Source organism: Rhizobium sp. BK512 (assembly GCF_014194915.1).
Classification (GTDB): Bacteria; Pseudomonadota; Alphaproteobacteria; order Rhizobiales; family Rhizobiaceae; genus Rhizobium.
On record NZ_JACIAS010000005.1, the window covers coordinates 76,429 to 102,152 of the forward strand.

At 60.4% G+C, this 25,724-nt stretch carries 19 protein-coding genes; 8 read left to right on the top strand and 11 right to left on the bottom strand.

All coding sequences use genetic code 11. The annotated features are described in order from the left end of the window. Positions 1-15: 15 nt before the first annotated feature. The 10 genes from dhaL to FHX06_RS18505 all read right to left on the bottom strand — a co-directional run bounded on the left by dhaL (position 16) and on the right by FHX06_RS18505 (position 11,393). Positions 16-663 (bottom strand): dihydroxyacetone kinase subunit DhaL, encoded by a 648-nt coding sequence (gene dhaL / locus FHX06_RS18460; protein ID WP_113212965.1) that lies wholly within the window; start codon positions 661-663, stop codon positions 16-18. 14 nt (positions 664-677) lie between these two features. Continuing rightward, the gene (locus FHX06_RS18465) at positions 678-1,673 is read right to left on the bottom strand and encodes a dihydroxyacetone kinase subunit DhaK (RefSeq protein WP_113212964.1); all 996 of its coding nucleotides are present in this window, start codon (positions 1,671-1,673) and stop codon (positions 678-680) included. 22 nt (positions 1,674-1,695) lie between these two features. After that, entirely contained in the window at positions 1,696-2,466 is a 771-nt protein-coding gene (locus tag FHX06_RS18470; protein ID WP_113212963.1) for an SDR family oxidoreductase, read from the bottom strand. Between the two features lie 56 nt (positions 2,467-2,522). Beyond that, positions 2,523-3,509, bottom strand: coding sequence for a substrate-binding domain-containing protein (locus FHX06_RS18475; RefSeq protein ID WP_112971613.1), 987 nt, complete (start codon positions 3,507-3,509; stop codon positions 2,523-2,525). A 95-nt stretch (positions 3,510-3,604) separates the two neighbouring features. Then, positions 3,605-4,681 (bottom strand): ABC transporter permease subunit, encoded by a 1,077-nt coding sequence (locus FHX06_RS18480; protein ID WP_246715589.1) that lies wholly within the window; start codon positions 4,679-4,681, stop codon positions 3,605-3,607. Continuing rightward, positions 4,650-6,128: a sugar ABC transporter ATP-binding protein gene (locus FHX06_RS18485; protein ID WP_113212962.1), complete on the bottom strand. Its 1,479-nt coding sequence runs from the start codon at positions 6,126-6,128 to the stop codon at positions 4,650-4,652. Before FHX06_RS18485 ends, FHX06_RS18480 begins: the two co-directional genes overlap by 32 nt. Before the next feature lie 536 nt (positions 6,129-6,664). After that, positions 6,665-7,648: an ABC transporter permease gene (locus tag FHX06_RS18490; RefSeq protein ID WP_112542341.1), complete on the bottom strand. Its 984-nt coding sequence runs from the start codon at positions 7,646-7,648 to the stop codon at positions 6,665-6,667. After that, complete coding sequence (locus FHX06_RS18495; protein WP_112542342.1) at positions 7,645-8,640, bottom strand: ABC transporter permease; 996 nt, start codon at positions 8,638-8,640, stop codon at positions 7,645-7,647. The genes FHX06_RS18490 and FHX06_RS18495 overlap by 4 nt, the downstream gene beginning before the upstream one ends. Beyond that, a complete protein-coding gene (locus FHX06_RS18500) occupies positions 8,637-10,175 on the bottom strand; it encodes a sugar ABC transporter ATP-binding protein (RefSeq protein WP_183880380.1) in 1,539 nt (512 codons plus the stop codon). The genes FHX06_RS18495 and FHX06_RS18500 overlap by 4 nt, the downstream gene beginning before the upstream one ends. Before the next feature lie 78 nt (positions 10,176-10,253). Next, entirely contained in the window at positions 10,254-11,393 is a 1,140-nt protein-coding gene (locus FHX06_RS18505; protein ID WP_112542344.1) for a sugar ABC transporter substrate-binding protein, read from the bottom strand. A 235-nt stretch (positions 11,394-11,628) separates the two neighbouring features. On the opposite strand from FHX06_RS18505, the gene FHX06_RS18510 reads away from it, so the two are divergent. After that, positions 11,629-12,651: a LacI family DNA-binding transcriptional regulator gene (locus tag FHX06_RS18510; protein WP_183880382.1), complete on the top strand. Its 1,023-nt coding sequence runs from the start codon at positions 11,629-11,631 to the stop codon at positions 12,649-12,651. On the opposite strand, the gene FHX06_RS18515 is transcribed toward FHX06_RS18510, so the two are convergent. Continuing rightward, the gene (locus FHX06_RS18515) at positions 12,648-14,951 is read right to left on the bottom strand and encodes an FdhF/YdeP family oxidoreductase (RefSeq protein WP_183880384.1); all 2,304 of its coding nucleotides are present in this window, start codon (positions 14,949-14,951) and stop codon (positions 12,648-12,650) included. The two genes, FHX06_RS18510 and FHX06_RS18515, sit on opposite strands and share 4 nt — an antisense overlap. Before the next feature lie 248 nt (positions 14,952-15,199). Here FHX06_RS18515 and FHX06_RS18520 point away from each other — a divergent pair, with 248 nt between their 5' ends. The 7 genes from FHX06_RS18520 to cysG all read left to right on the top strand — a co-directional run bounded on the left by FHX06_RS18520 (position 15,200) and on the right by cysG (position 25,713). Continuing rightward, positions 15,200-15,787: an ANTAR domain-containing response regulator gene (locus FHX06_RS18520; protein ID WP_112542347.1), complete on the top strand. Its 588-nt coding sequence runs from the start codon at positions 15,200-15,202 to the stop codon at positions 15,785-15,787. Between the two features lie 37 nt (positions 15,788-15,824). Continuing rightward, positions 15,825-17,108: a CmpA/NrtA family ABC transporter substrate-binding protein gene (locus tag FHX06_RS18525; protein ID WP_183880386.1), complete on the top strand. Its 1,284-nt coding sequence runs from the start codon at positions 15,825-15,827 to the stop codon at positions 17,106-17,108. Positions 17,109-17,561: 453 nt separating this feature from the next. Beyond that, positions 17,562-18,803, top strand: coding sequence for an MFS transporter (locus FHX06_RS18530; RefSeq protein ID WP_183880388.1), 1,242 nt, complete (start codon positions 17,562-17,564; stop codon positions 18,801-18,803). A gap of 17 nt (positions 18,804-18,820) precedes the next feature. Next, positions 18,821-21,271 carry a nitrite reductase large subunit NirB gene (gene nirB / locus FHX06_RS18535; protein WP_183880390.1) on the top strand — a complete coding sequence of 817 codons (2,451 nt, stop codon included), beginning with the start codon at positions 18,821-18,823 and terminating at the stop codon, positions 21,269-21,271. Between the two features lie 11 nt (positions 21,272-21,282). Continuing rightward, positions 21,283-21,612, top strand: a complete 330-nt coding sequence (nirD, locus tag FHX06_RS18540) for a nitrite reductase small subunit NirD (protein ID WP_112542351.1) — start codon at positions 21,283-21,285, stop codon at positions 21,610-21,612. Beyond that, entirely contained in the window at positions 21,612-24,266 is a 2,655-nt protein-coding gene (locus FHX06_RS18545; RefSeq protein ID WP_183880673.1) for a nitrate reductase, read from the top strand. The genes nirD and FHX06_RS18545 overlap by 1 nt, the downstream gene beginning before the upstream one ends. Then, positions 24,238-25,713 carry a siroheme synthase CysG gene (gene cysG, locus FHX06_RS18550; protein ID WP_183880392.1) on the top strand — a complete coding sequence of 492 codons (1,476 nt, stop codon included), beginning with the start codon at positions 24,238-24,240 and terminating at the stop codon, positions 25,711-25,713. Before FHX06_RS18545 ends, cysG begins: the two co-directional genes overlap by 29 nt. Positions 25,714-25,724: the final 11 nt, after the last annotated feature.

The window sequence follows — 25,724 nt, forward strand, 5'->3', positions numbered from 1 at the left end:
CCAAAGCCCGATCTGTCAGGCCGACTGCAGCCTCGGTTCTACGCCTTCAGCCAGCGACGTCAGGATCAATGCACAGGATGTCGCGCCTGCATCAAGCACACCGAGCGAACGTTCGCCGAGCCGACTAGCGCGACCGATCTTTGCGACGAGATCGCGTGTGCTGTCGCGTCCGGCCTCGGCAGCTGCGACGAGCGCGTGAAGCGCCTCGGCAAAGGACTTTCCGCTGCCAATTGCCGTATCGAATGCAGTGATCGCCGGCACGAGTGTGTCGAGCAGTGTCTTGTCGCCGACCTTCGCCGAACCGATCGCCTGAATGCCGTCGAGACCATTTTGGAGCATGGAGCTGAAGGCGGCGGCATCGATCGCATCGGACTTTTCGATGGTTTCAGCAAACTGCGTGAACATCACGCCGTAAAGCGGCCCCATGGAGCCGCCGATCTCCGTCATCAGAACCGTGCCGAGCGTGTCGAGCGCTTCAGCCAGCGACATGTCGGTTCCCTTGATGCGCTCGGCGGCCATGCCGAAACCCTTGGCCATGTTGACGCCGTGATCGCCGTCTCCGATCTTGCCATCAATTTCGCTCAGATAGGCGCGATTTTCGATGATCCGGTCGGCCAACGAGAGAACGATTTCACCCGATCTGGCATTCTGAAATTGCTGCATTGACCCACCTCCCCTCAGAGCATCGCAGGGCACTGGACATCGACATCCAGCAGTCGCTTCAGTTCGTCGTCCAATGCCATCACGGTCAGTGTCGCGCCGACCATTTCCAGCGATGTGAAATAGTTGCCGATATAGACCTTGTGAATCTTCAGTCCGCGTCCGGTGATCTCGGATTCAATCGTATCGTGGAGAATATAGAGCTCGTTAAGCGGCGTGGCGCCGAGGCCGGACACGATAACGGCGACTTCGGCTCCAGCAGCAAGCTGGTGATCCTCGAGAACGATCTTCGCCATCTCCTCCGCGACGTCCCTGGCGGACTTCAGGGGCTCGACACGCACGCCGGGTTCGCCATGGTGGCCGATGCCGACCTCCATCGTGCCAGGCTCGATGGTGAAATTCGGATGGCCGACGGACGGCAGGGTACAGGGGCCGAGGCCGACACCGATCGAACGGCAATTGTCGATCGCCTTCTGCGCGGTCGCCCTGACTTCCTCGAGGCTTGCGCCCTCGGCAGCTCTCGCGGCGCCGCACTTCCACATGAAGATCTCGCCGGCAACGCCACGACGCTTCTCGCGCTCCTCGGGGCTTGCGGAACAGACGTCGTCATTGGCGACGACCGTGGCGATCTCGATGCCTTCCTTCGCCGCCAGCTTGATCGCCATCTTCACATTCATGTTGTCGCCGGCATAGTTGCCATAGAGGCAGACGACGCCCTTGCCGCCATTGGCTTCGCGCGCCGCATCGAGGAAGCTCTTTGCGGTTGGCGAAGAGAAAAGTTCGCCGACTGCCACGGCATCCAGCATGTTGCGACCGGTATAGCCGATGAAGGCCGGTTCATGACCCGAACCGCCGCCGGTGATGACGCCCACCTTGCCGGCGACTGGTGCGTGACGGGCGGCGATGACACGGGGATTTTGTGCTGATTGCCTTACGATGTCGGCATGAGCCTTGACGAAACCTTTGACGGTATCTTCGACGACCTCATCCGGATTGTTGATAAATCGCTGCATTATAACTCCTATCTACCGCGCGTCAGATAATGGTGTAACCGCCGTCGACCAGAAGGTCCGCGCCGTTGATCATATCGGCACCATTGGAAGCCAGGAACACCGCCGCGGCCGCAATCTCCTCCGGAAAAGCAAAACGACCGGAGGGAATGCGCTGTTTCAGCGCCTCGCCGCGCGGGCCATCCCATGCCTTCCTGCCGAGATCGGTCAGGACGACTGTCGGAGAGATGGTGTTGACGGTAATGCCGTGTTTGCCCCATTCGGCGGCAAGTGTCTTGGAAAGACCGATGACGCCGAATTTCGAAGCACAGTAGGCGACGTGCTGATCGATCGCGACGGTGCCTGCCTGCGACGCCATGTTGATGATCTTGCCACCCTTGCCCGCCTTGATCATGGCGCGGCCGGCAGCCTGGGAGACCAGGAACGTGCCCTTGAGATTGATGGCGATTGTCTTGTCCCAGGCGTCGAGACCCAGGTCCTCGGCCGGCGCAAGCATGACGACGCCAGCGCTGTTGACGGCGATATCGATGCGGCCGAAGGCAGCTTCGATATCAGCAATCACATTCTCGACCGACTGCGGATTTGACACGTCGCAGACAAAGGATCTGGAACCGTTGCCGAGTTCTTCAGCCTTGCTCCGTGCCACCGATTCATTGATGTCGATGACGGCAACGACAGCGCCCTTGGCGGCCATGGCGGATGCAATGGCGCTGCCGATACCGGACGCGCCGCCCGTAACCAGAGCGACCTTGCCGCTCAGGGAAAAGTTCAGGTCAACCTCTTTGGAATCAGTCATGGCTCTCTCTCGAACTCAGGGTTTGGGGCGGGATATGATCCCGCCCCCAGCGAGGATCACTTGCGGGTAGACAGCAGCTGATCGACGTTTTCAGCCGTCACCGGGGTCCACGGAACATTGTAGGTCTTATCCTTACCGCCGTTCCAAGGCATGTCCTTGTAGGTGGTCCAGATATCGGACTCCGGCTTGTAGTCGCCCTTCTTGGCATTAAAGATCGCCAGATCCAGGGCACCCTGAGCCTGAGCGCGCGCATCTTGCAGGATCGACGTCATTTCGCCCGCCTTGACTGCACGCAGCGCATCGGTGACGCCGTCGATGCCGGCGATCGCGAAGCTCTTGACGTCGAGACCGGCAGCCTTGACCGCTTCGATGGCGCCAAGCGCCATTTCATCGTTCTGGCCGATGATACCGTTGATCTGGTTCGGATGAGCCGTCAGCCAGTTTTCCATCAGCGTCTGGGCCTCCGCGCGCGACCAGTTTGCCGTCTGGTCTTCGAGAACCTTCACATCCGGGCACTCGGCAAGCGCCTTCTTGTTGCCTTCCAGACGCTGGATCTGGGCGGACTGACCGACCGGGCCTTCGATGATAACGACATTACCCTTGCAGCCGATCTTGTCCAGAACGCTCTTGGCTTCGAGATAGCCGGACACAGTATCGTCGGAACCGACATAGGATGTCAGCTGATCGGAGTTGACGCGGGTGTTGGAACCGATGACCGGAATGCCGGCATCGACGGCCGACTGGACGGCGGCCGCACCTGCATCGACGTCGATCGGGGCGAAGATGATCGCGTTATACTTCTGCGTGATCATCGTCTTGAACTGGTCCTGCTGGACCAGCGCATCATAACGGCCGTCGAAAACCGTCAGTTCGACTTCGCCGCTCTTGACGGCCGGGTGGTCCTGGAGCGCTGCCGTCCAGATCTGCATGAATTCTGCATTGAGGCCGTAAGGTGCTGCGCCGATCTTGATCTTTTCCTGGGCTGCGGCAGACGTTGCCAGCAGCGCCGTTGCCGAAGCAAGCGCAATCAGAAGCTTTCTCATTTCCATTCTCCTCCACTTTGGGTTTAGGCTGCCGGCATGGCTTGCCTGTCGGACGGGGCGGCGAGCTGCCTGCCCCCGAATTTCTGCTGGTGAGCTCAAGCTCCGAAATTTCGTTTCTGGTCGAGCATGACGGCGCCGACGATCAGGGCACCCTTCAGGACCTGCTGGTAGTAGGACTGGATACCCATCAAATCGAGGCCATTGTTCATGACTCCGATGATGAGGGCGCCAATCAGTGTTCCCGTCACACGACCGACGCCGCCGGAAAGGCTTGTCCCGCCGATGACGACTGCCGCGATCGCGTCCAGCTCATAGGCGACACCTGCCTGCGGCAGACCCGAACCGGTGCGGGCGCTGAGCAGAATACCCGCAAGTCCTGCCAGGCCGCCTGAGATGACATAGACGGTGAAGCGGATACGATCGGTATTGATGCCCGAAGTCTTGGCTGCATGGGGATTGCCGCCGACAGCATAGATGTAGCGGCCGAAGCGCGTGCGGTTGAGGATCCACCAGGAGATCGCGAAGACGACGGCAAGCACAATGACCGGCGCGGGAACGCCGAACACGTCACCGGTGCCGATCCAGCGGAAGGCAGGTGTCAGCGCGGGAACCGGACGACCGCCGCCGTAGATCAGCGTCATGCCGCGGGCAGCCGAAAGCATGCCGAGTGTCGCGACAAAGGCCGGCACCGAGAAACGTGAGACGATCACACCCGAGATCGAACCGCAGATGATGCCGACGAACACGCCGACAAGCAGGCCGACGCCGACCGGATAAGGCGAGCCGATGACACCCGCCGTAGCAGACGTCGTTGCAAAACTTGCACTGACGATGCCGGCGAGCGCGACCACCGAGCCGACCGACAGGTCGATACCGCGCGTCAGGATGACGAAGGTCATGCCGATCGCCAGCACGCCGTTGATCGACGTCTGCAGCAGCACGTTGGAGATATTGCCGCCGGTCAGGAAGAATTCGTTCGAGAACGACAGGATAATGACCAGGATCAGGAACGCGAGGAAGATCCCGTATTCCTGCACGATCAGGCGCCGCTGTTCCGTCTTGAACCAGCCACCCGTACTCTTGTTCTCACTCACTGACACTGCCTGCTCCTCTGGTGCCGGACGAACGCCCTGACTCTGGTCAGGTTGATAAGTGGACGAGTGATTGGGCATTCGTCTCCTCCCGGCTGTATATTCCGGCGCTCTTGCCGCCGCGCATCACCATGATGCGGTCCGACATGCCAAGAACTTCGTCGATTTCCGATGAGATCATCACCACAGTGCCGCCGCCTTCGGCGAAATCGCAGATGATGCGATAGATTTCACGCTTGGCCCCGACATCGACGCCGCGCGTTGGCTCATCCAGCAGCAGGACCTTGGGGTTGCGCAGGAACCACTTGCCGAGGACGACCTTCTGCTGATTGCCGCCGGAAAGGCCTGATACGGGCATGGTGTCGCGTGCTGCCTTGATTTGAAACTGCTCGCGCATCCGCCGGCTGGCGTCCAGTTCCTTCGCATGGTCCATGGCAAAGGCCGGGCTCAGTGCCGGCAGGCTCGCCATGCAGATATTGGCGCGAACTGAGTCCGACAGATTGAGGCCAGTCTGCTTGCGGTCTTCGGTGACCAGCGCCAATCCGTGAGCCATCGCATCCGAGGGCTTCGAGACGAGGATCGGCGCGCCATCAACCGAGATGCGCCCGGCGGAGGGCTTGTCGAGACCGAAGAGACAGTTAAAGATTTCAGTACGGCCGGAACCCATGAGCCCGTAAATGCCGAAGATCTCGCCCTTGTGTGCGGCAAATGAAATATCGTCGATCTTGTTCGGGCAGGAAAGCGCGCTAACCTCCAGACCGACATCCGACGTCGGCTTATTGGTCTTGACATATTCCTCGGCGAGTTCCCGTCCGACGATCATGCGGATCAGGTTCGGCCGGTCGATCTCCGACAAGGCGCCGGCACCGATGAAGGAACCGTCGCGGAAAACCGTATAGGAATCGGCAATCTGGAAGATTTCCGACAGGCGGTGCGAAACGTAGACGATGCCACGCCCCTGGGCCTGCAGGTGGCGGATCGCCGCAAAGAGCTGCTGGGCTTCACGCTCGCCGATGGCCGAGGTCGGCTCATCCATGAAGATGACTTCGGCGTCATGGCTCAGTGCCTTAGCGATCTCCACCAGCTGCATCTGCGCGACGGATAGGTTCATCATGTATTGGGTGGCCCGGATGTCGAACTCCAGCTCGTCGAGCAGCCTCTGCGCCGCCCGGTTCATGCTGCGGAAATCAATGCCGCCGAAGCGGGTAGACGGTTCACGGCCGAGATAGATGTTCTCGGCGACCGTCATGTGTGGAACCGGGCTCAGCTCCTGCTCGATAATGGCAATACCGGATGCGAGAGCATCCGCCGGACTGGAGAAATCCACTTCCTGGCCACGGCGGCGGATCGAGCCGGCATCGCGCTTGTAAATGCCCATCAGGATTTTCAAGAAAGTCGATTTGCCGGCGCCATTACCGCCGCAGAGCGCGTGAACCGAGCCGGCGCGAAGTTGGAAGCGGCCATCGCGCAGGGCCGCGACACCGCCAAAGGACTTCCTGAGCCCCTCCACTTCCAGCAAAAATTCCACGTCTGTCTCCTCCATGCATGCGTCTGGCGACTACGCTCCAGCACGCCATCGGACATCTGGAAGCCTCCGCCAGATATCGATGCTGACAATATTCAAGTTATGATCGACAAATGTCAAGTGACGCTTGATCATATAAATGTCAGGTCGTCGAAAAGCCGGGAACCACGCAGCAAAAGCCAGCGTTTGCAGGCTTGAGAGCGTCATCGCGGCGAGAACGGGGGTCTATGGAAATCTGAAGGAATTTCCGCAAAAAATCGCGGCTAGGACGCAGCCAGCAAACTGCTGCTGCATGCCATGGCCTTGCATCGGCTGGAGAGCCCGTCACAACGGTGGCAGATGTAGGTGATTCAAGCTTCCATGACCTATCCGGCCGAGCGGGTAGCCACGTGCACAATGCGCAGGCCATCGCCATCGATGCACCGGAAGTTGGCCCCTACTGTCGACAGCAGCATCGTCTCCAGCTTCGGCTCGAATGACCCATCCGCCGAAACATCGAGGCAAGCGACTGCCCGGATGGAATGAAATACTGAATTTCGTCACAAGACCTTCTGCCGCCCGTAGAGCAGCAGCATGCCGATGATGACAGCGCCATAGATGAGCTGCCGGCCAGCCTCCTCGATCTGCATGACCGAGAGAATCGACTGCAGCAGAGTGATCAGGATGACGCCGGCGACAGTTCCGAGATAGGAGCCCTTGCCGCCAAGCACGTGCGTACCGCCAAGCACCACGGCAGCAATCGACGGCAGAAGATAGGCGTCACCCATGGACTGGGATGCTTTCGAAGCATAACCGGCGAGAAGCACGCCGCCGAGTGCGCTGAGACCGCCCGACATAATGAAGGCAAGAAGGGTGATCCTGCGCGTATTGATGCCGGACATGTAGGCGGCACGTTCGCGGTTGCCGATCGCATAGAGCGACCGGCCGAAGGTCGTGCGTGTCAGCAGGAAGACGGCGAGCAAGCCGACGGCGAGCCAGACGAGAACGCCGTTCGGAAGCCCGGGAATGGCATAGCCGGTTGCCAGGAAGCGCATGGCGGCCGAGGCCGAATCCTGCGGCGAGAAACCGCCGGTGTAGACGACCATCAGCCCTTGCGCGACAGCGTTGGTCGCAAGCGTGATGATCATCGAGGGAATGCGCAGATAGGCGACCGCGATGCCGTTGACGAGGCCGATCGTAGCACCGCAGAGAATACCGAAGGGGATTGCGAGAACCGCGCCGGTCGTTCCGTAAGCAGTGGCAGCGCAAGCCATCATCGCTCCTGTCGTCACCACCCAGGGCACTGACAGGTCGATCTGGCCAAGCAGGATGACCGCCATCATGCCGGTTGCGATGACGCCGAGGAAAGAGGCCACTTTCAACTGCTGCAGCAGGTAGTCCAGCGACAGGAAATTAGAGGAGTAGAGCGAGCCGCCAAGGAGCAGCAGGATGATGCAGCCGAAGGCGATTGCCACAGCCGGATCGACGCCGCGCAGTCGGGCGGGCACAGGAATTTGCCGCATTGTGGAAGCATCCTCGCTCATTGGAACCACTCCAGACGATTGCGAACACGCGACAGGCCGATGCAGCCGATACTGACCGCCAACATCAGCACCACGCCTTGAAAGAGCGGCTGCCAGAGCGGATCGAGATCGAAGACGAACAACAGGTCGCCGATAGTGCGGAAGGCCAGCGCACCGAAGACGGCACCGACGGCGCTTCCCTTTCCCCCCGCAAGCGAGACACCACCGAGCACCACTGCTGCGATCGAATAGAGCGTATAGGCGTTACCGCTCGCAAAGGCCGCCTCGCCCGTATACGAGAAAAAGGTCAGATAGAGCCCGCCAATTGCCGAAAGCAGGCCTGCCAGCGCGTAAGCCGCGAGCTTTGCCCTCTTTACCGGCATCGCCGACATGTAGGCGGCGTTTTCCGCCGATCCGACCGCATAGGCGGTGCGGCCGAGCACCGAACGGCTGAAGGGCACCCAGATTATCAGTACGATGAGTGCAAGCACGACGAGGCTTGCCGGCACGACGCCAAAGAGCTTCGAGGTGAAGACATCGGCAAGATCTTCATTGACCGAGCCGCCCGGTGTGGGCCGCAATAGCAATGCCAGCCCGTAAAAGACCGCACTGGTCGCAATGGTGGTGACGATCGGCTGCAACCGACCGAAAATGATGACCAGCCCATTGAGCAGGCCGCAGGCGAGACCCGTCAGGAGCACAGCTGCGACACCCAGCCCGGTCTGCAGCGGCGTGCCGACCACGAGCCATGAGGCAAGGCAGTTGCACAGGATGAGGATCATGCCGACAGAAAGATCAATGCCAGCCGTGATGACCACGAAACATTGCGCCATGGCCACGAAAGCGAGCAGCGTTGCCTTGTTGGCGGCGGTCTGCACCACGTTCGGCGTGAAGCCGGCGGGATGGTTGGAAACATAGATGATGAACATCAGGATGAAGAGCAGCGCTGCGAAAAGCGTGCCCTTCTGCTGAACGTACCGATAGCGCCATTCGCCCGTCGACTGCCTGCTCATTGGGCCATCCTTTTCTGCGCCTCGCCGGCATCGATGTTGAGCGCGGCACTGACCAGTTCGCGTTCGGTGATCTCGTCTCCTTCGAGGACGCGGATGATGCTGCCATCATACATGACGAGCACGCGGTCGCAGCAGCCGACCAGTTCGTCATAGTCAGTCGAATAGAAGATGATGGCCGCACCCGCATCGGCAAGCTTGCGCAGCAGGGCATAGATTTCCTGCTTGGTGCCAACATCGATGCCACGGGTCGGATCGTTGAGAAGAATGATGCGCGGCCTGTTCATCAGCCATTTGGCGATCACCACCTTCTGCTGGTTGCCACCAGACAGGGATGCGACCGGCATGTCGATCGTTGCGGCCTTGATTGCCAGGAGCTTCAGGAGTTCGTCGATCTCGCGAAGCTCGGCAGCGCGGTCGATCACGCCGTTGCGCGAAACGCGGTCAAGCGCTGCGATCGACAGGTTCTCACGAACGGTCATCGGCAGCATGAGCCCTTCCGTCTTGCGATCTTCCGGGATCAGCGCCATGGAGATATCACCTGATTTCGCCGCGCCGGGGCTCTTCAACCTTATCGGTTTGCCATCGACCGCCACCTCGCCCCTGAGGTCGCGCAGCACGCCGAACAGCGCCAGCAGCAATTCACGCTGCCCCTGCCCGTCCAGTCCGCCGAAACCAATGATCTCACCGGGACGCACATCGAAGTTGATCCCGGAGAGCCGATCCCCCCAGGAGAGGTCGCGGCAGGACAGAACCGGCGCGTCTGCCTTCGGGTGCAGCGGCTTGGGCGGAAAGACGTTGGTATATTCGCGGCCGATCATCAGCTCCACCACCTGCTGGTCGGACTTGGTGCCGGCGGGATAGGATTCGATGCTGCGGCCGTTTCTAAAGACCGTGCAGTCATCGGCGAGTTCTGCAATCTCATGCATGCGATGTGAGATATAGATCAGCGCCATGCCCTCGGCCCGAAGCTGCTTCAGCACGCCGAAGACCTTCTCGACATCGGATTGGGTCAGGGCCGAAGTCGCCTCGTCGAGGATCATCAGCCGCGGCTTGCGGGCGAGCGCCTTGGCGATCTCAACCATCTGGCGGCGCGAAAGCGGCAGATCCTTCACAAGCGAGGCGGGATGAATATCGGCAGCACCGGCGCGGGCAAGTGCTTCTTCGGCAATCTGGCGCTGCTTGTTGCGGTCGATCATGCCGAAACGCAGCGGCGGATTGCTGATCACGATGTTGTCGGCCACCGAGAGATCCGGAATGAGCGACAGTTCCTGGAAAACACATACGATGCCGGCAGCATTGGCGGCAGCCGGCGAGGCAAAGGAGATTTCGTTTCCGTCGAGCAGCATGCGCCCTTCGTCAGGCGCCACCACACCGGCCATGATCTTGATGAGGGTCGATTTGCCGGCACCGTTTTCGCCAAGCACGGCGTGGATCGCGCCGGGGCGCACGGCGATATTGGCTTCCTTCAGCGCAATCGCGCCGCCATAGCGTTTCGATATGCCTTCCAGGCGCAGAAGCGGTTCGGAAAGGATCATGCATCCAGCCTCCATTCGGTCGCGTCGAGATCGAGACTGCGGGCGCGAACGCCCGCAGTCAGGTCCGGATGGTGGCGCTTACTGGTTTTCCTTGGTCTGCCCCATGATTTCCTGTGCGGAGAAGTTGATGCCGCAGGTCGGGAAGGAATTGCCGACGAAAAAGTTGTCGGATTCCTTGGGGTAGAAGTCCTCGCCTTCCTTGAAATCGGGATCGGAAACGAGTGCCGTCGGCAGCTTGACGGCCTGAGGAACGACCTGACCTTCGAGAGCGGCGATGGCAGTCTTGATGGCAACCGCAACCTGCGCCGGGCCGGTACCTGCTGATGAGCACTTCAGACCATCCCCCGCATGGGCGGCGCAGAACTTGCGGAAGCCGTTCTCCGTCTCACCGCCGAAGGGCACGAACGGATGCTTCGCGTCGATCATCGCCTGCACCACGCCGGTGTCACCGCCCTGTGCGGTGATGCCATCAAACGGACCATTGGTGGCAATCGCATCGGCCGCTGCCTTCTGCGCTACACCATCATCCCACTTGCCAACGACTTCGGTGACGGTGAATTTCTTGCCGGAAGCATCCAGAGCTTCATGAATCCCATTATGGCGATCGGTATCGACGGAAGTGCCGGCAACGCCACGTACTTCCAGGATCTTGCCGCCCTGCGGCAGATGTTTTGCCAGCCAGTTGGCCCAGATGACGCCAAGGCCCTTCTGGTCGACGTTGACGTTGATTGCGTCCTTGGTGTCAAGGATGTTGTCGAAGGCGACGAGAACGACGCCGGCCTCCTTGGCGCGCTTGATGACCGGACCGAAGGCTGTCGGGTTCTGGGCGTTGACGACGACGGCATCGTAGCCGGCATCGATGAAGTTGTTGATCGCGGAAATCTGGGCCGGAACGTCCTCGCCGGTCGATACGACCTTGAATTCTTTCAGCTTGGCGGCGACATCCGGTTGGGCAGCGTATGCCTTTGCCGTCTGCACCATCTGGATGCGCCAAGTATTGGCGATATAGCCATTCGCAAGGGCGATGCGGTAAGGACCATCCTTCTTCGGATATTGCAGGAACTGGGTTTCGGCCGACCACGGAACCATGCAGTTCGGATCGGCGGCGGGGCCGGACACGACCTTTGGTTCCGCCATGGCCGTGCTGCAGAGCAGAGCAAACGCCGACGCGGAAAACGCGGCGATACGGGCCATCTTCGCTTTCTTCACCTTAAGCATTGAATGTCTCCTCCTCAGGCGGACCCAGGCCGCCCTCCACAAAATCTTATTTGCATGCTGATCCCGGAAGGTTCCATCCCATCCTTTTCCGGTACATTTCGAGCCTAACATAGTTGACAGCGCTGTCAAATCGTATTTGCTAGCGCTGTCAACTAGAATTTTCCGAGCTAAATATTTCGCAATTGCGAGATAAATTGCAGATCTGCATGAATTTTCTGTATGAATCGAGATTACAATGCGAAGAGTAACTTTGGATGACGTGGCAACTCTGGCCGGTGTCAGCCCGATCACAGTCTCACGCGTGCTTCGCAAACCCGACGCAGTGTCGGAGGCCCTACGGCAGCGCGTCACTGCCGCTGTCCAGGAGCTTGGCTATGTGCCGAATATTGCGGCCAGCCGGCTCGCCTCGTCGCGAACGCACGCAATCGGCGTCATCGTGCCGACCCTCTATAATGTCATCTTTGCCGAATATCTCTTCGCTCTGCACGACGTGCTTGTCGCGGCGGGCTTCCAGGTCATCGTCGTCAACAGCCGCTATTCCGAGCAGGAAGAGGAAAATGCCATCAAGGTGTTGCTCGGCCAAAGGGTCGAAGCGATCATCATCGCCGGTACCCATCACACGCCACTAGCCCGCCAACTTCTCACACGGGCGCATCTGCCCGTCGTTGAGACATTCGAGCTCTCGCCCGATCCGATCGACCTCAATATCGGCATGCTGCAGGATCGTGCCGGGCAAGCAGCGACGCAGCATCTCATCGACCAAGGCTTTGATCGCGTCGCCTTCCTCGCCGGCAATCTCGACCACCGCGCCCAATCCCGCTTTGATGGCTACCGTCTGGCGATGCAGGAGGCAGGACTGCAGAAGCTCGAAATCATCACGCAATGGCAGCGGCACAGCTCGGTTGCGCTCGGGTCCGATCTCCTGGCTCTCATGCATGAACGTGGCGACCGGCCGGAAGCGATCTTCTGCATCGACGACAACCTGGCGCTCGGCGCCATGCAGGAGTGCCGCAAGCGTGGCATCCGCGTGCCTGACGACATCGCCATCATCGGTTTCCACGATCTCGAATTTTCCGCCTGTGCGTCACCATCCCTGTCATCGATCATGACGAGGCGGTTCGAGACGGGCAAGCTGGCCGCCGAAAAGGTGCTGTTGGCCCTCAATTCGACGAGCCGCCAGCCACCAAACCAGATCGACCTTGGCTTCGAGGTCATCGCCCGCGAAAGCACGGGAGGGACAATTGCGGTCTCACGCTAAGCCGCAGCCTGAGCCTCGCTCTTGGTGATCGCGACGGGAACACCCTTGTAGCTCGGCGTGCCCGATTTGCGGTCATAGTGATCAAGCGCGATCACCGCATTCATTTCCGGATAATAGCCTGCGACCGAACCGACGGGGATATTATATTCGACAGCCGTGAAACCGATGACGGTTTTCCCGCCACCGTGGCCGGTTGCCGAGCGGATATCGATCCTGTCTCCGTCACGCAGGCCCCGTTCAGCGAGATCCTGACCGCTCATGAATATCACGTCACGGCGGCCGAAAATGCCGCGGTAGCGATCGTCGAGGCCATAGACGGTCGTGTTGTACTGGTCGTGGCTGCGCAGCGTCGTCAGCACCAGGGTCGCGGGGTTCTTCAGGCGGGGATCTTCGTCGAGACCGGGAGCGATGAGGAAGTTCGCCTTGCCGCTCGCAGTCTTCCAGACCCGATAGGAAGCCGGAACATCCAGCCGAAAACCACCGGGGGCTCGGACGCGGCTGTTGAATTCATGAAAATCCGGGAAGACCACCTCGATCTTGTCTCGGATGCGATCGTAATTGGCAATCAGACCCTTCCAGTCGATGCCGTATTTTGCACCGAGCGTGGCCATTGCAATGCCTGCGATGATGGCGGGCTCGGATTTCAACAACTCGCCCGGCGGCTTCAGGAAACCGCGCGAAGCATGCACCATGGACATGGAATCCTCGACCGTCACCGCTTGCGGCCCTGATGCCTGGGTGTCGAGATCGGTCCGCCCGAGGCAGGGAAGAATGATGGAGGTCTTTGCCGTCAGGAGATGCGAGCGATTGAGCTTGGTGGCAATATGGACGGCAAGATCGAGCTTGCGCATGGCCTGGAAGGTGACATCAGGATCGGACATGGCGACGGCCAGATTGCCGCCGAGGCAGATCAGCGCCTTGGATCGGCCGTCTGCAATCGCCTCGATAGATTCGATCGCATTGTGGCCTTTCTCTGCAGAAGGACGGAAACCAAAGGCCCGTTCCATGCCGTCGATCAGCGCCTTGTTCGGGATCTCGGTGATGCCGACGGTCCGGTCCCCCTGCACATTGGAGTGGCCGCGCAGCGGGCAGAGGCCAGCGCCGGGCCGGCCGATATTGCCGCGCAGCATCAGCAAATTGGCAAGCTGCTGGACATTTGCCGTTCCGTTCGCGTGCTGCGTGATGCCCATGCCGTAGCAAAGGATGACATTGCGGGCATTGAGGTAGACATCAACGGCACTGTTCAGCGCCTCCATGGTCAGACCGGACACGCTGAGGATGTCTGCCCAGCTGGCCTTGTCGAGATCCTCCCTCAGGGCATCAATGCCAGCGGTGTGCTCGGCGATGAAATCTCGGTCGAGGACGCCCTTGCCGCCGCCGGAGAGATCGGCCACATCGCGTTCGAAGATCAGCTTCATCAGACCCTTGAGGGCGGCAAGGTCGCCACCGGTGCGGAGCTGGTGATAGGCAGATGCAATGGGCGTCGAGGATAAGGTCACCATCTCCACCGGATTTTGCGGCGCGGCGAAACGCTCGAGCGCCCGCTCCTTCAACGGGTTGAAGACGATAATCGGAACACCGCGACGGGATGCCTCGTGCAAAGTCGTCATCATGCGGGGGTGGTTGGTTCCGGGGTTGTGGCCGAAGCTGAAAATGGCGTCGGCATGATCGAAATCCTCAAGCGTCACCGTACCCTTGCCGACACCGAGCGACAGCGGCAGGCCAACGCTCGTCGCCTCATGACACATGTTCGAACAATCGGGGAAATTGTTGGTGCCATAGGCCCGCACGAAGAGCTGATAGAGGAAGGCCGCCTCGTTGGAAGCGCGTCCCGACGTGTAGAATTCAGCTTCGTCGGGGCTTGCGAGCTTGTTGAGTTCCAAGCCTATCAGGCTGAATGCATCATCCCAATCGATCGTCTCGTATTTATCCGTGGCGCTATTGTATTTCAGCGGATGCGTCAGCCGGCCCTGGTCCTCAAGCTTGTGATCGATCCAATCCCAAAGCTCGGAGACCGTGTGTTCGGCAAAGAATTCCGGTGTGACGCGGCGGGCGGTGGACTCCCAGGTGATCGCCTTTGCGCCGTTCTCGCAGAACTCGAAGGAAGAGGTGTGCTTTGGATCGGGCCAGGCGCAGCCGGGACAATCGAAACCTTCAGGCTGGTTTGCCTTGAGCAGTGTGGTACTGCCCTGTGCAACGATCTGCTGATGCTTCAGCGTTTTCGCCACCGCTTTCAGCGCATCCCACCCGCCTGCCGGATGACTATACGCCTCAACACCTTCTGGCCGCTTGTCGCTCATCTTCGCTCTCCGTCTCCAAGATAGCCCCACGATAACAGCGAGCGCGCGGGCGGTGCATTATACTGAGGCATAGGTAGCGCAGTTGTCGACAAGTGAACGGATGCGGCAATCTTTTTCGAAAACCTCAATGAGACCAGACGTTGCTCATATATAAAGCAGACAGCCCATTATTTAATCAAACTTACAAAATGCCTAATAAATTGCCTTTCTAGCTTGTCGGCCTTGCTGCATTGCGTCATAAATGTCGCATGAGCCGGCTCGATCTGACCATCCTTGTGATCGATGAAAATACCATTCGCGCCTCCATTATCGAGGAGGGGCTGCGAGAGGCCGGCCATGCGCGCGTGACGGTCATCCACGAAGTCCAAGGCGTGGCGCGTATTATCGATACGCTGAGGCCCGACGTCATCATCATCGATATCGAGAACCCCAATCGCGACATGATGGAGCATCTGTTCCAGTTGACCCGTACGGTCGGCAGGCCGATTGCCATGTTCGTCGACCGCTCCGACACGGCCTCCATCGAGGCAGCAGTGGATGCCGGCGTGTCGGCATACATCGTCGACGGGTTGAAGAAGGAACGCGTCAAACCCATTCTCGATATGGCGGTCAGCCGCTTCAATGCATTCGACCGGCTGCAACGCGAACTTGCCGATGCCAAGTCGGCCCTCGAGGAGCGCAAGATCGTCGAACGCGCCAAAGGCATATTGATGAAGATGCGTGGCCTGTCGGAGGAGGAAGCGTTTGCGCTGCTTCGTCAGACGGCAATGAACGAGAAAAAGAAGATGTCCGATATCGCCCAGAGCGTCGTGACCGCAGCAGGGCTTTTAATGTGATGACCTCTCTGGTCGCGACTGTCCGGAGGAGGCCGGAGTGAACATGATGACGAAAAGCCTCAATCTCGATGCCGGTCTGCCAGCGCCCGCCCATGCCAACGGCGAAGGTTCCAAAACGCTGAGGGCCGGCTTCATTCCGCTCGTCGACGCTTCCGTGCTCATCGCGGCAGCGGAATTCGGCTTTGCCAAGCGGGAAGGCTTGACGCTCGATCTCGTCAAGGACGTCTCCTGGGCAAACATTCGCGACCGCCTCGCTTTCCGGCAGTTCGATATCGCCCACATGCTCTCGCCGATGCCCGTTGCCTCCATGCTCGGCCTTGGCTCCAATCCATCGCCGACGATTACACCCTTCTCTCTCGGGCGCGGCGGCAATGCAATCACGCTCTCAACCCGCCTGTTCGACAGGATGCGGGACGCCGAGAACCTATCGGAAAGCGCCAGCGCGCTGGAAAACGCCAAGGCACTGGCAAAGGTGCTAGCAGAGATGAAGGCAAGCGGCGAGCCGCTGCCGACTTTCGGCGTCACCTATCCCTTTTCCTCGCACAATTACGAATTCCGCTACTGGCTTGCCGCCGGCGGCATCGATCCGGACAAGGACGTCAAACTCGTCGTCGTGCCGCCTCCGCTGACCTCCGACGCGCTGGCCGCCGGCGCGATCGATGGTTTCTGTGTCGGCGCACCCTGGAACATGGTTGCCTCAGAGCGTGGCGTCGGTCGTATCGTCGCCGCCAAACAGGATATCTGGCCATCTGCACCGGAAAAGGTGATCGGCATGCGCCCGGAATGGGCAGACAGCCATCCGGAAACAGTCTCCCGACTGATCGTCGCTCTCGACGCGGCGGCACGCTGGTGCGACCAGCCGGACAACCACGATGCGCTTGCCGAGGCCCTGGCGGATGCCCGCTATATCGCAGCACCGGTTCACATCATCCGCCACGTGCTGGCAGGCGAGTTCAGCCTCGATGCAAAAGGGAACCGGCGCATCATCGACAATTACTTCATGTTCCATTCGGGTTTCGCCAATTATCCTCGCACGAGCCATGCGCTCTGGATCTACAGTCAGATGATCCGCTGGGGTCAGGCCGAACTCGGACTCAATCCAGCACGCGCAGCTGCTTCCGCCTACCGCCCCGACCTCTATCGTGCAGCCCTTGGCGAGGGCAGCGCACCTATCGATGCAGACGTGCGCATCGAAGGGGCCGACGAAACCGACCGCTTCATGGACGGTCACGTTTTCGACCCATCGAAACTGCCGGATTATGTTGCGGGCTTTGCGGTAAAGAGCGTCTTGCCCTTCGCTTCCAGCAGCGAAGGAATTTAATCTCATGCTGCCCTGCACAAAACGCCATCAGAGATTTGCACCGACCTCACAATCGCGCACAAAAGATTTGCACAAACGACAGCGGCCCAAAAAACGCGCAACCGATGGATTTCTAAAAACTCCTTTAGATTCAATTCACTGGCACAGCATCCGCAAACTGGCACGCGGTTTGCTTCGATAGTTATGCACTGGTCAAAGGCGATCAGAGCAGAATGAGCGCACGATAGGCGCTCATTGAGGATACAGGAGTACCCTTGTGCAATCTGTCATACGGATTGCTTGAGGCAGATGGGCCAGAAGGCCATGAATTCGACGTCCAACGACGGGCGTCACCAGCAAAGCCGCTGATCAGGATATTTCGCGCGCCTCGTGCATGCGCGTCCTGACCAGCGGCTTTTTGTTTTTAACCCCCAGCGATGGATCGGCACGACCTTGTCGGGCCACGGAGAAGCCATGACTGTCATCAAGAAAGCGCAGCCCATGTCCGCCGGCGAACCAGCCAAAGCACTGTGGATCTCCACGGTCGCCTTCACGCTCTGTTTTGCGGTCTGGACGATCTTTGCGATCATCGGCATTCGCATCAAGCAGGAACTCGGGCTGAACGAAGCCGAGTTCGGACTGCTCATCGGCACCCCTGTGCTGACCGGCTCGCTCGTGCGCATCGTGCTTGGCATCTGGACAGGACGTTACGGCGGCCGTCTCGTTTATACGTTGACCATGCTTGCCGCTGCAGTAGCAACCTTTCTGCTCTCCTACGCCCACACCTATACGCAGATGCTGATCGCCGGCCTGGGTGTCGGGCTCGCCGGCGGCTCGTTTGCGGTCGGCGTCGCCTATGTCTCGCCCTTCTTTCCAGCGGAGAAGCAAGGTACGGCACTTGGCATCTTCGGTGCAGGCAATGTGGGCGCGGCCGTGACAAAATTCGCGGCCCCCTTCGTGCTCCTCGCTTGGGGCTGGCAGGCAGTCGCTGAAATATGGGCGGCCGGCTTGGCGCTGATGGCAATAATTTTCTGGTTCACCACAACAGATGATCCGGCCTTTCGTCTTCGCCGCGAACGCGGCGTCGCTTCCAAAAGCCTCGCCCAGGAATTCGCGCCATTGCAGAACCTTCAGGTCTGGCGCTTCTCACTCTATTACTTCTTCGCCTTCGGCGGCTTCGTTGCCCTCTCCCTGTGGCTGCCGCGCTATCTTGTCGGTGTCTACGGCTTCAATCTGGAAGCTGCCGGCATGATCGCCGCTGCCTATTCGATCCCGGGCAGCATCTTCCGTGCCTTCGGCGGCGTGCTGTCGGACAAGAAGGGCGCGCGCAGCGTGATGTACACGATGTTTGCCGTGTCAGCCGTGGCCACGCTCATCCTGTCACTGCCTGCTACCACCATCACGCCCGTCATCTTCATTGTGGTCATCTTCGTGCTCGGCTTTTTCATGAGCCTCGGCAAGGCTGCCGTCTACAAGCACATTCCGGCCTATTACCCAGAGAGCGTTGGCGCCGTCGGCGGCATCGTCGGGATGATGGGCGGCCTTGGTGGCTTCATCCTTCCGATCGCCTTTGGCCTCCTCAAGGACCTGACCGGCCTCTGGTCGAGCTGTTTCCTGCTGCTCTTCGCGATCGTCGCGATCTCGCTCATCTGGATGCACCTGTCCGTCAAGCAACTATCGCGCCAGGGCCACTCCGCGCCCGTGGCTGCAACCTGATCCAAGGACCTGTAAATATGACAGAAAAACTCGTTATCATCGGCAATGGCATGGCGCCTGGGCGCATGCTGGAGCACCTCTTCGAACAGGCGCCAGGACGCTACGAGGTTACGATCTTCAACGCCGAGCCACGCGTCAATTACGATCGCATCATGCTGTCGCCAGTGCTTTCGGGAGAAAAGGACTACGAGCAGATCATCATTCACGGTGATGGCTGGTATATCAAGCACGGCATAACGCTCTACAAGGGTCACAAGATCGTCAACATCGATCGCGTCGCCAAGACCGTCACCTCCGACCACGGGGTCACCGAGAGCTACGACAAGCTCGTCATCGCGACAGGCTCTGTACCCTTCATCATTCCGGTGCCCGGAAAGGATCTTCGCGGCGTCATCACCTACCGCGACCTCGACGACGTGCAGGCTATGCTGCTTGCAGCCCAATCGCGCGAAAAGGCAATCGTCATCGGCGGCGGCCTGCTCGGGCTCGAAGCGGCCGCCGGTCTCGCCCAGCGCGGCATGGATGTCACTGTGCTGCACGTCATGCCGACGCTGATGGAACGCCAGCTCGATCCCGCCGCCGGCTACCTCTTACAGAAGGCCGTCGAGGACCGCGGCATCAAGGTCATCTGCAAGGCCAATACCAAGGCGATCATCGGCGACGGCAAGGTCGAAGGCGTCGAGCTCGACAACGGCACGATCATCCCTGCCACGCTTGTCGTCATGGCCGTCGGCATTAGACCGAACGTCAATCTCGCCAAGGACGCCGGGCTCGCCGTCAATCGCGGCATCGTCGTCGATGCCGGCATGCAGACCTCGGACGGCGATATCTACGCGCTCGGCGAATGCGCCGAGGTCGGCGGCATGGTCTATGGCCTCGTCGCGCCGCTCTACGAAATGGCCCGTGTCGCCGCTGCCCATTTGTCCGACGATAAGAAGCCGGCCTTTGCGCACTCCGACACGCCGACGAAGCTCAAGGTTACCGGTATCGAGCTCTACTCGATCGGCGATTTCGCCGACGGCGACGACCGGCAGGAAATCGTGCTGCGCGATGCGACTGCGGGAATCTACAAGCGCCTTGTGCTGAAAGACAACCGCATCATCGGTACGGTGCTTTATGGTGAGACGTCCGACGGCGCCTGGTTTAACGACCTGAAGAAAAAGGCGGTCGACATCTCCGAGATGCGCGACACATTGATCTTCGGCCAGGCCTATCAGGGAGGGTCCCCGCTGGACCCTATGGCGGCCGTTGCAGCCTTGCCGGATGATGCGGAAATCTGCGGCTGCAACGGCGTCTGCAAGGGCAAAATCACTTCAACGATCACGGCCAAGGGGTTGACATCGCTCGATGATGTGCGCGCCCATACGAAGGCCTCGGCCTCCTGCGGCTCCTGCACCGGCCTTGTCGAACAGCTCATGTCCTTGACGCTGGGCGATGCCTATAATGCGAAGGCGGTGCAGCCTATGTGCACCTGCACCGAGCTCGGCCATGATGACGTGCGCCGCCTCATCAAGGCAAAGAAGCTGAAGACCATTCCCGCCGTCATGCAGGAATTGGAATGGAAGACATCGGGCGGCTGCGCCAAATGTCGCCCGGCGCTCAATTACTACCTCGTCTGCGACTGGCCGGATGAATATGCCGACGACTACCAGTCGCGTTTCATCAATGAACGCGTCCACGCCAACATCCAGAAGGATGGTACCTATTCCGTCGTGCCGCGCATGTGGGGCGGAGTGACCAGCTCCGGCGAACTGCGCGCCATCGCCGATGTCGTGGACAAGTTCGCAATCCCGATGGTCAAGGTCACCGGCGGCCAGCGCATCGATCTGCTCGGCGTCGAAAAGGAAGACCTTCCGGCCGTCTGGGCCGATCTTGGCAAGGCCGGCTTCATCTCGGGCCAGGCCTATGCCAAGGGCCTGCGCACGGTGAAGACATGCGTCGGCTCCGACTGGTGCCGCTTCGGAACGCAGGATTCCACGGGTCTCGGCATCCGCATCGAGAAATTCATGTGGGGCTCCTGGACACCGGCAAAGCTGAAGATGGCAGTGTCAGGGTGTCCGCGAAACTGCGCCGAGGCCACCTGTAAGGATATCGGCGTGATCTGCGTGGATTCCGGCTTCGAGATCCATTTCGCCGGCGCTGCAGGCCTCGACATCAAGGGCACGGAGGTGCTCGGCCTGGTAAGGACCGAGGACGAGGCGCTCGAACATATCGTGGCGCTGACGCAGATGTACCGCGAACAGGGCCGCTATCTCGAGCGCATCTATAAATGGGCCAAGCGCATCGGCCTCGATGAGATCCGCCGGCAGATCATGGAGGATCACGACAAACGCAAGGCCTATTACGAGCGCTTCGTATTTTCCCAGAAATTCGCGCAGGTCGATCCCTGGTCGGAACGCGTTTCCGGCAAGGACAAGCATGAATTCCGGCCGATGGCGACCATCGGTTTCAGTCAGGCAGCCGAGTGAGGAGAACCATCATGAACTGGCACCCGATCGGCGACATTTCCGATATTCCGTTGCGCGGATCGCGCTGCGTGAAAACCCCGCAGATGACCATCGCCGTCTTCCGCACGGGCGAACACGAGGTCTATGCGATCGAAAATCGCTGCCCTCACAAAGGCGGCCCGCTCTCGGAAGGCATCGTGCACGGCAATGCCGTCACCTGCCCTCTGCACAACTGGGTGATCTCGCTGGAGACCGGTAAGGCGCTCGGTGCCGATGATGGTGCGGTGCGTACCATCCCGCTCAGGAACGAGGGCGGCATGCTCTATATCGCGCTCGAAAGCCTCGTCATGGCGGCGGAATGATGGGAGCAGAAGTCAAGACTACCTGTCCTTATTGCGGCGTCGGCTGCGGCGTGATCGCCAAAGTGGATGATACCGGCACCGTAACAGTGAAGGGCGACCCTGAGCATCCGGCCAATTTCGGCCGGCTCTGTTCCAAGGGTTCGGCGCTTGCCGAAACGATCGATCTCGATGGTCGCCTGCTCCATCCTGAAATCAAGGGCAGAGAGGCAGGCTGGGATGAGGCGCTCGATCTCGTCGCCAGCAGGTTTTCCGAGACCATTGCCGAACATGGCCCCGATTCCGTCGCCTTCTATGTCTCGGGTCAGCTTCTGACAGAAGACTATTACGTCGCCAACAAGCTGATGAAGGGCTTCATCGGCTCTGCCAATATCGACACCAATTCTCGCCTCTGCATGTCTTCCTCGGTCGCCGGTCATCGTCGCGCTTTCGGCTCGGATACGGTGCCCGGCCTCTATGAGGATCTGGAACTTGCCGATCTTGTCATACTCACGGGGTCCAACCTTGCCTGGTGCCATCCCGTCGTCTACCAGCGGCTGGCAGCCGCCAAGGCGACCCGACCGGGCCTGAAAATCGTCGTCATCGATCCTCGCCGGACGATGACCTGCGATATCGCCGATCTGCATCTGGCCATCCGTCCGGACGGTGACGTCGCACTCTTCATGGGACTGCTTGCCCATCTCGCGGCAAGCCCTGCTATCGACCAGAACTATATCGGTGCCTATACGGAAGGTTTTGGAGCGGCCTTCGCCGCTGCCGCCGCGCTAACGGTAGACGACCTGCTTGAGCGCACCGGCCTGCCGGCCATGCAGGTGAGGGAATTCTTCTGCCTGTTCGAGACGACCGAGAAAGTTGTCACCTGCTACAGCCAAGGCGTCAATCAGTCCGCTTCCGGCACCGACAAGGTCAACGCCATCATCAATTGCCATCTGGCGACGGGGCGCATCGGCCGACCCGGCATGGGGCCGTTTTCACTGACGGGGCAGCCGAATGCGATGGGCGGCCGTGAGGTCGGTGGCCTGGCCAATATGCTGGCTGCCCATATGGCTATCGAAAACACTGATGATCGTGACCGTGTGAAGCGCTTCTGGAATGCCCCTGCTATTGCCGCCGAGCCCGGCCTGAAGGCCGTCGATCTGTTTCGGGCCGTCGAGGAGGGTCGCGTCAAGGCGCTCTGGATCATGGCGACCAATCCGGTCGTATCCATGCCCGATGCCCGCCGCGTCGAGGCGGCGATTGCCGCCTGCCCCTTCGTGGTCGTATCCGACATGTTGCGCGAGACCGATACGACGCGGCACGCGCATGTGCTGCTACCCTCCCTCGGCTGGGGCGAGAAGGACGGAACGGTCACCAATTCGGAACGCCGCATATCGAGGCAACGCCCCTTCCTTGCTCTGCCGGGAGAGGCACGCGCCGACTGGTGGCAGATGGCAGAAGTCGGCCGCCGGATGGGCTTTGCCGCATTCGACTACAGGTCCCCGGCCGATATTTTCGCCGAGCACGCTGCACTCTCCGCCTTCGAGAATGACGGCAGCCGCGACTTCGATATCGGCGCCTATGCCAAGACGGAGCCGGCAGACTACAATGCGCTGAAGCCGTTCCAGTGGCCGCAGCCTTTCGGGGCACAGAAAAGGGAAACGCGGTTCTTCGCCAAGGGCGGTTTCTTCCATTCCGATCGCAAGGCGCGCTTTATTGCCGTCGAAGCGCCGGCAACCGATAGAACAGATTCGGCCTATCCCTTCACGTTGAATACCGGCCGCATCCGCGACCAGTGGCACACGATGACGCGGACGGGAAAGAGCGCGCGACTGTCATCCCATATCGCCGAGCCTTTCGCGGAAATCCATCCGCGCGATGCGATGGAACTCGGCGTGGCCGATGCCGCCCTCGTGCAGATCGAAAGCAGCCATGGCAAGGCGATTATCCGCGCCCTGGTGACCGACCGGCAGGCGCGCGGCAGCGTCTTCGTGCCGATGCACTGGAGCGACCAGAATTCGGCTGAAGCGAGAATCGGCGCCGTCGTCAAACCCGCAACGGACCCCATTTCGGGCCAGCCCGCCTCGAAGAATGTTGCGGTTGCCGTCAGCCGCTATCGCGCTGCCGCTTATGGCTTCGCCGTCAGCCTGGCAAAGCCTGATGTGGCGGACGCGGACTATCGGGCACTCGCCAGGGCCGACGGCGGATGGCGGCTGGAGCTTGCGTTCCATGACGGTATTGAAGACTGGACGGCCTGGTGCCGAAAAAGCTTCGCCATTGCCGACCATATCGAGCCCTTGGGTTATGCCGACCAGCAGTCCGGCAACCGGCGGATCGCGTTCTTCGACGGAGAGAGGCTGCTTGCCGCGCTCTTCCTTGCAAGAGAGCCGGTCGCCGTCGCACGCAACTGGGCGGTGGCGCAGCTGACTGCTGATCACAGCGATCTGCGTCGCCGCTTTGCCATTATCGCCGGCCGGCCTGGCGCCGACAGGCCTGATCCGGGGGCGACGGTCTGCTCCTGCTTCAGCGTCGGCGTCAACCAGATCGTCGCCGCCGTTCGCTCCGGCTGCCGCAGCGTCGAAGCGATCGGCAACGAGCTCAAAGCCGGCACCAATTGCGGCTCCTGCCGTGCCGAAATCAGGGGGATCATCAATGCCTGTGTTGCAGACGCTGCCGAATGATGTTGCCGACCGGGCACCCGCCCGCATGGCGCCGCTTGCCAAGCTGCCCGTCTTCTGGTCGCTTGCCGGACAACGGGTGATCGTCGCCGGCGGCTCGGATGCCTGTGCCTGGAAGGCAGAATTGTTGGCTGCCTGCGGCGCCAGAGTCGAGATCTATTGCGAACATCTCGGCGAGGCATGCGCGACTCTCGTCGCGCGAGGTTCACCGCATCCGGAAGGCGCACTCATCCACTGTCCTATGGCATGGCGCGAGGACGTTTTTGCTGGTGCGGCGCTTGCCATAGCGGATTGCGATGAGGAGACCGAGGCTCACGCTTTCTTCGATGCTGCACGGCGAGCCGGCGTTCCTGTCAACGTGATCGACAAGCCGGCTTTCTGCCAGTTCCAGTTCGGCTCCATCGTCAATCGCTCGCCCGTGGTGGTGTCGATCTCTACGGATGGCGCGGCCCCTATTCTCGCGCAGGCCATTCGCCGCCGCATCGAGACGCTGCTGCCGACATCCCTGAAATCGTGGGCGGGCCTTGCCCAATCTCTCCGCGAGGAAATTGCTATTCGCCTGAAGCCCGGCGCAGCCCGCCGCGCCTTCTGGGAACGTTTTGTGGATCGTGCTTTCGGCGCTGAGCCGACAGAGACAAGCGTCCGCGATCTGCTGGCCGATATGCAAAGGCCGGCTCAAATGCGCCCCGTCGGGCGGGTGACGCTTGTCGGCGCCGGTCCGGGCGACGCGGAGTACCTGACGCTGAAGGCGGTGCGGGCATTGCAGGCCGCCGATGTCATCCTGTTCGACGATCTCGTGTCGGACGAGGTTCTGGAACTCGCGCGGCGCGAAGCAAAGCGCTTGCTGGTCGGCAAACGCGGCGGGCGCGAAAGTTGCCGGCAGGAAGACATCAACGAGATGATGCTGACCTTCGCCAAGGCAGGCAAGAATGTTGCACGCTTGAAATCCGGCGATCCGATGATCTTCGGCCGCGCCGGCGAGGAGATCGCCTATCTGAAAAAGCACAATATTTCGGTCGAGGTCATCCCCGGCATCACGGCGGCGAGCGCCATGGCATCACGGCTTGGCATTTCCCTGACCCATCGCGATCATGCGCAGAGCGTGCAATTTGTCACCGGACATTCGCGCCATGGCAGCCTGCCCGAGACGATTGACTGGCAGGCTATCGCAGACACAAGAAAAACGACGATCTTCTACATGGGTGGACGAACAGCCGGAGCAATCCAGAGCAGGCTGATCGAGGCCGGGCTCGATGCAAGAACGCCTGTCGTCATCGTCAGCTCTGTTGCCAATGCCGACGAGCGGCGCTGGGCCGGCAGCCTGGACGGTCTTTCTTCGGCCATGGCGGAAATCGGCCTCGACCGGCCGGTACTGATCGGCGTCGGGGAGGTTTTCGCAGCTTGCGATCTGATGGCTGAAGCGGATCTGCCGTTCGTTGCCCAGGCCTAAGGAAGCGCCGG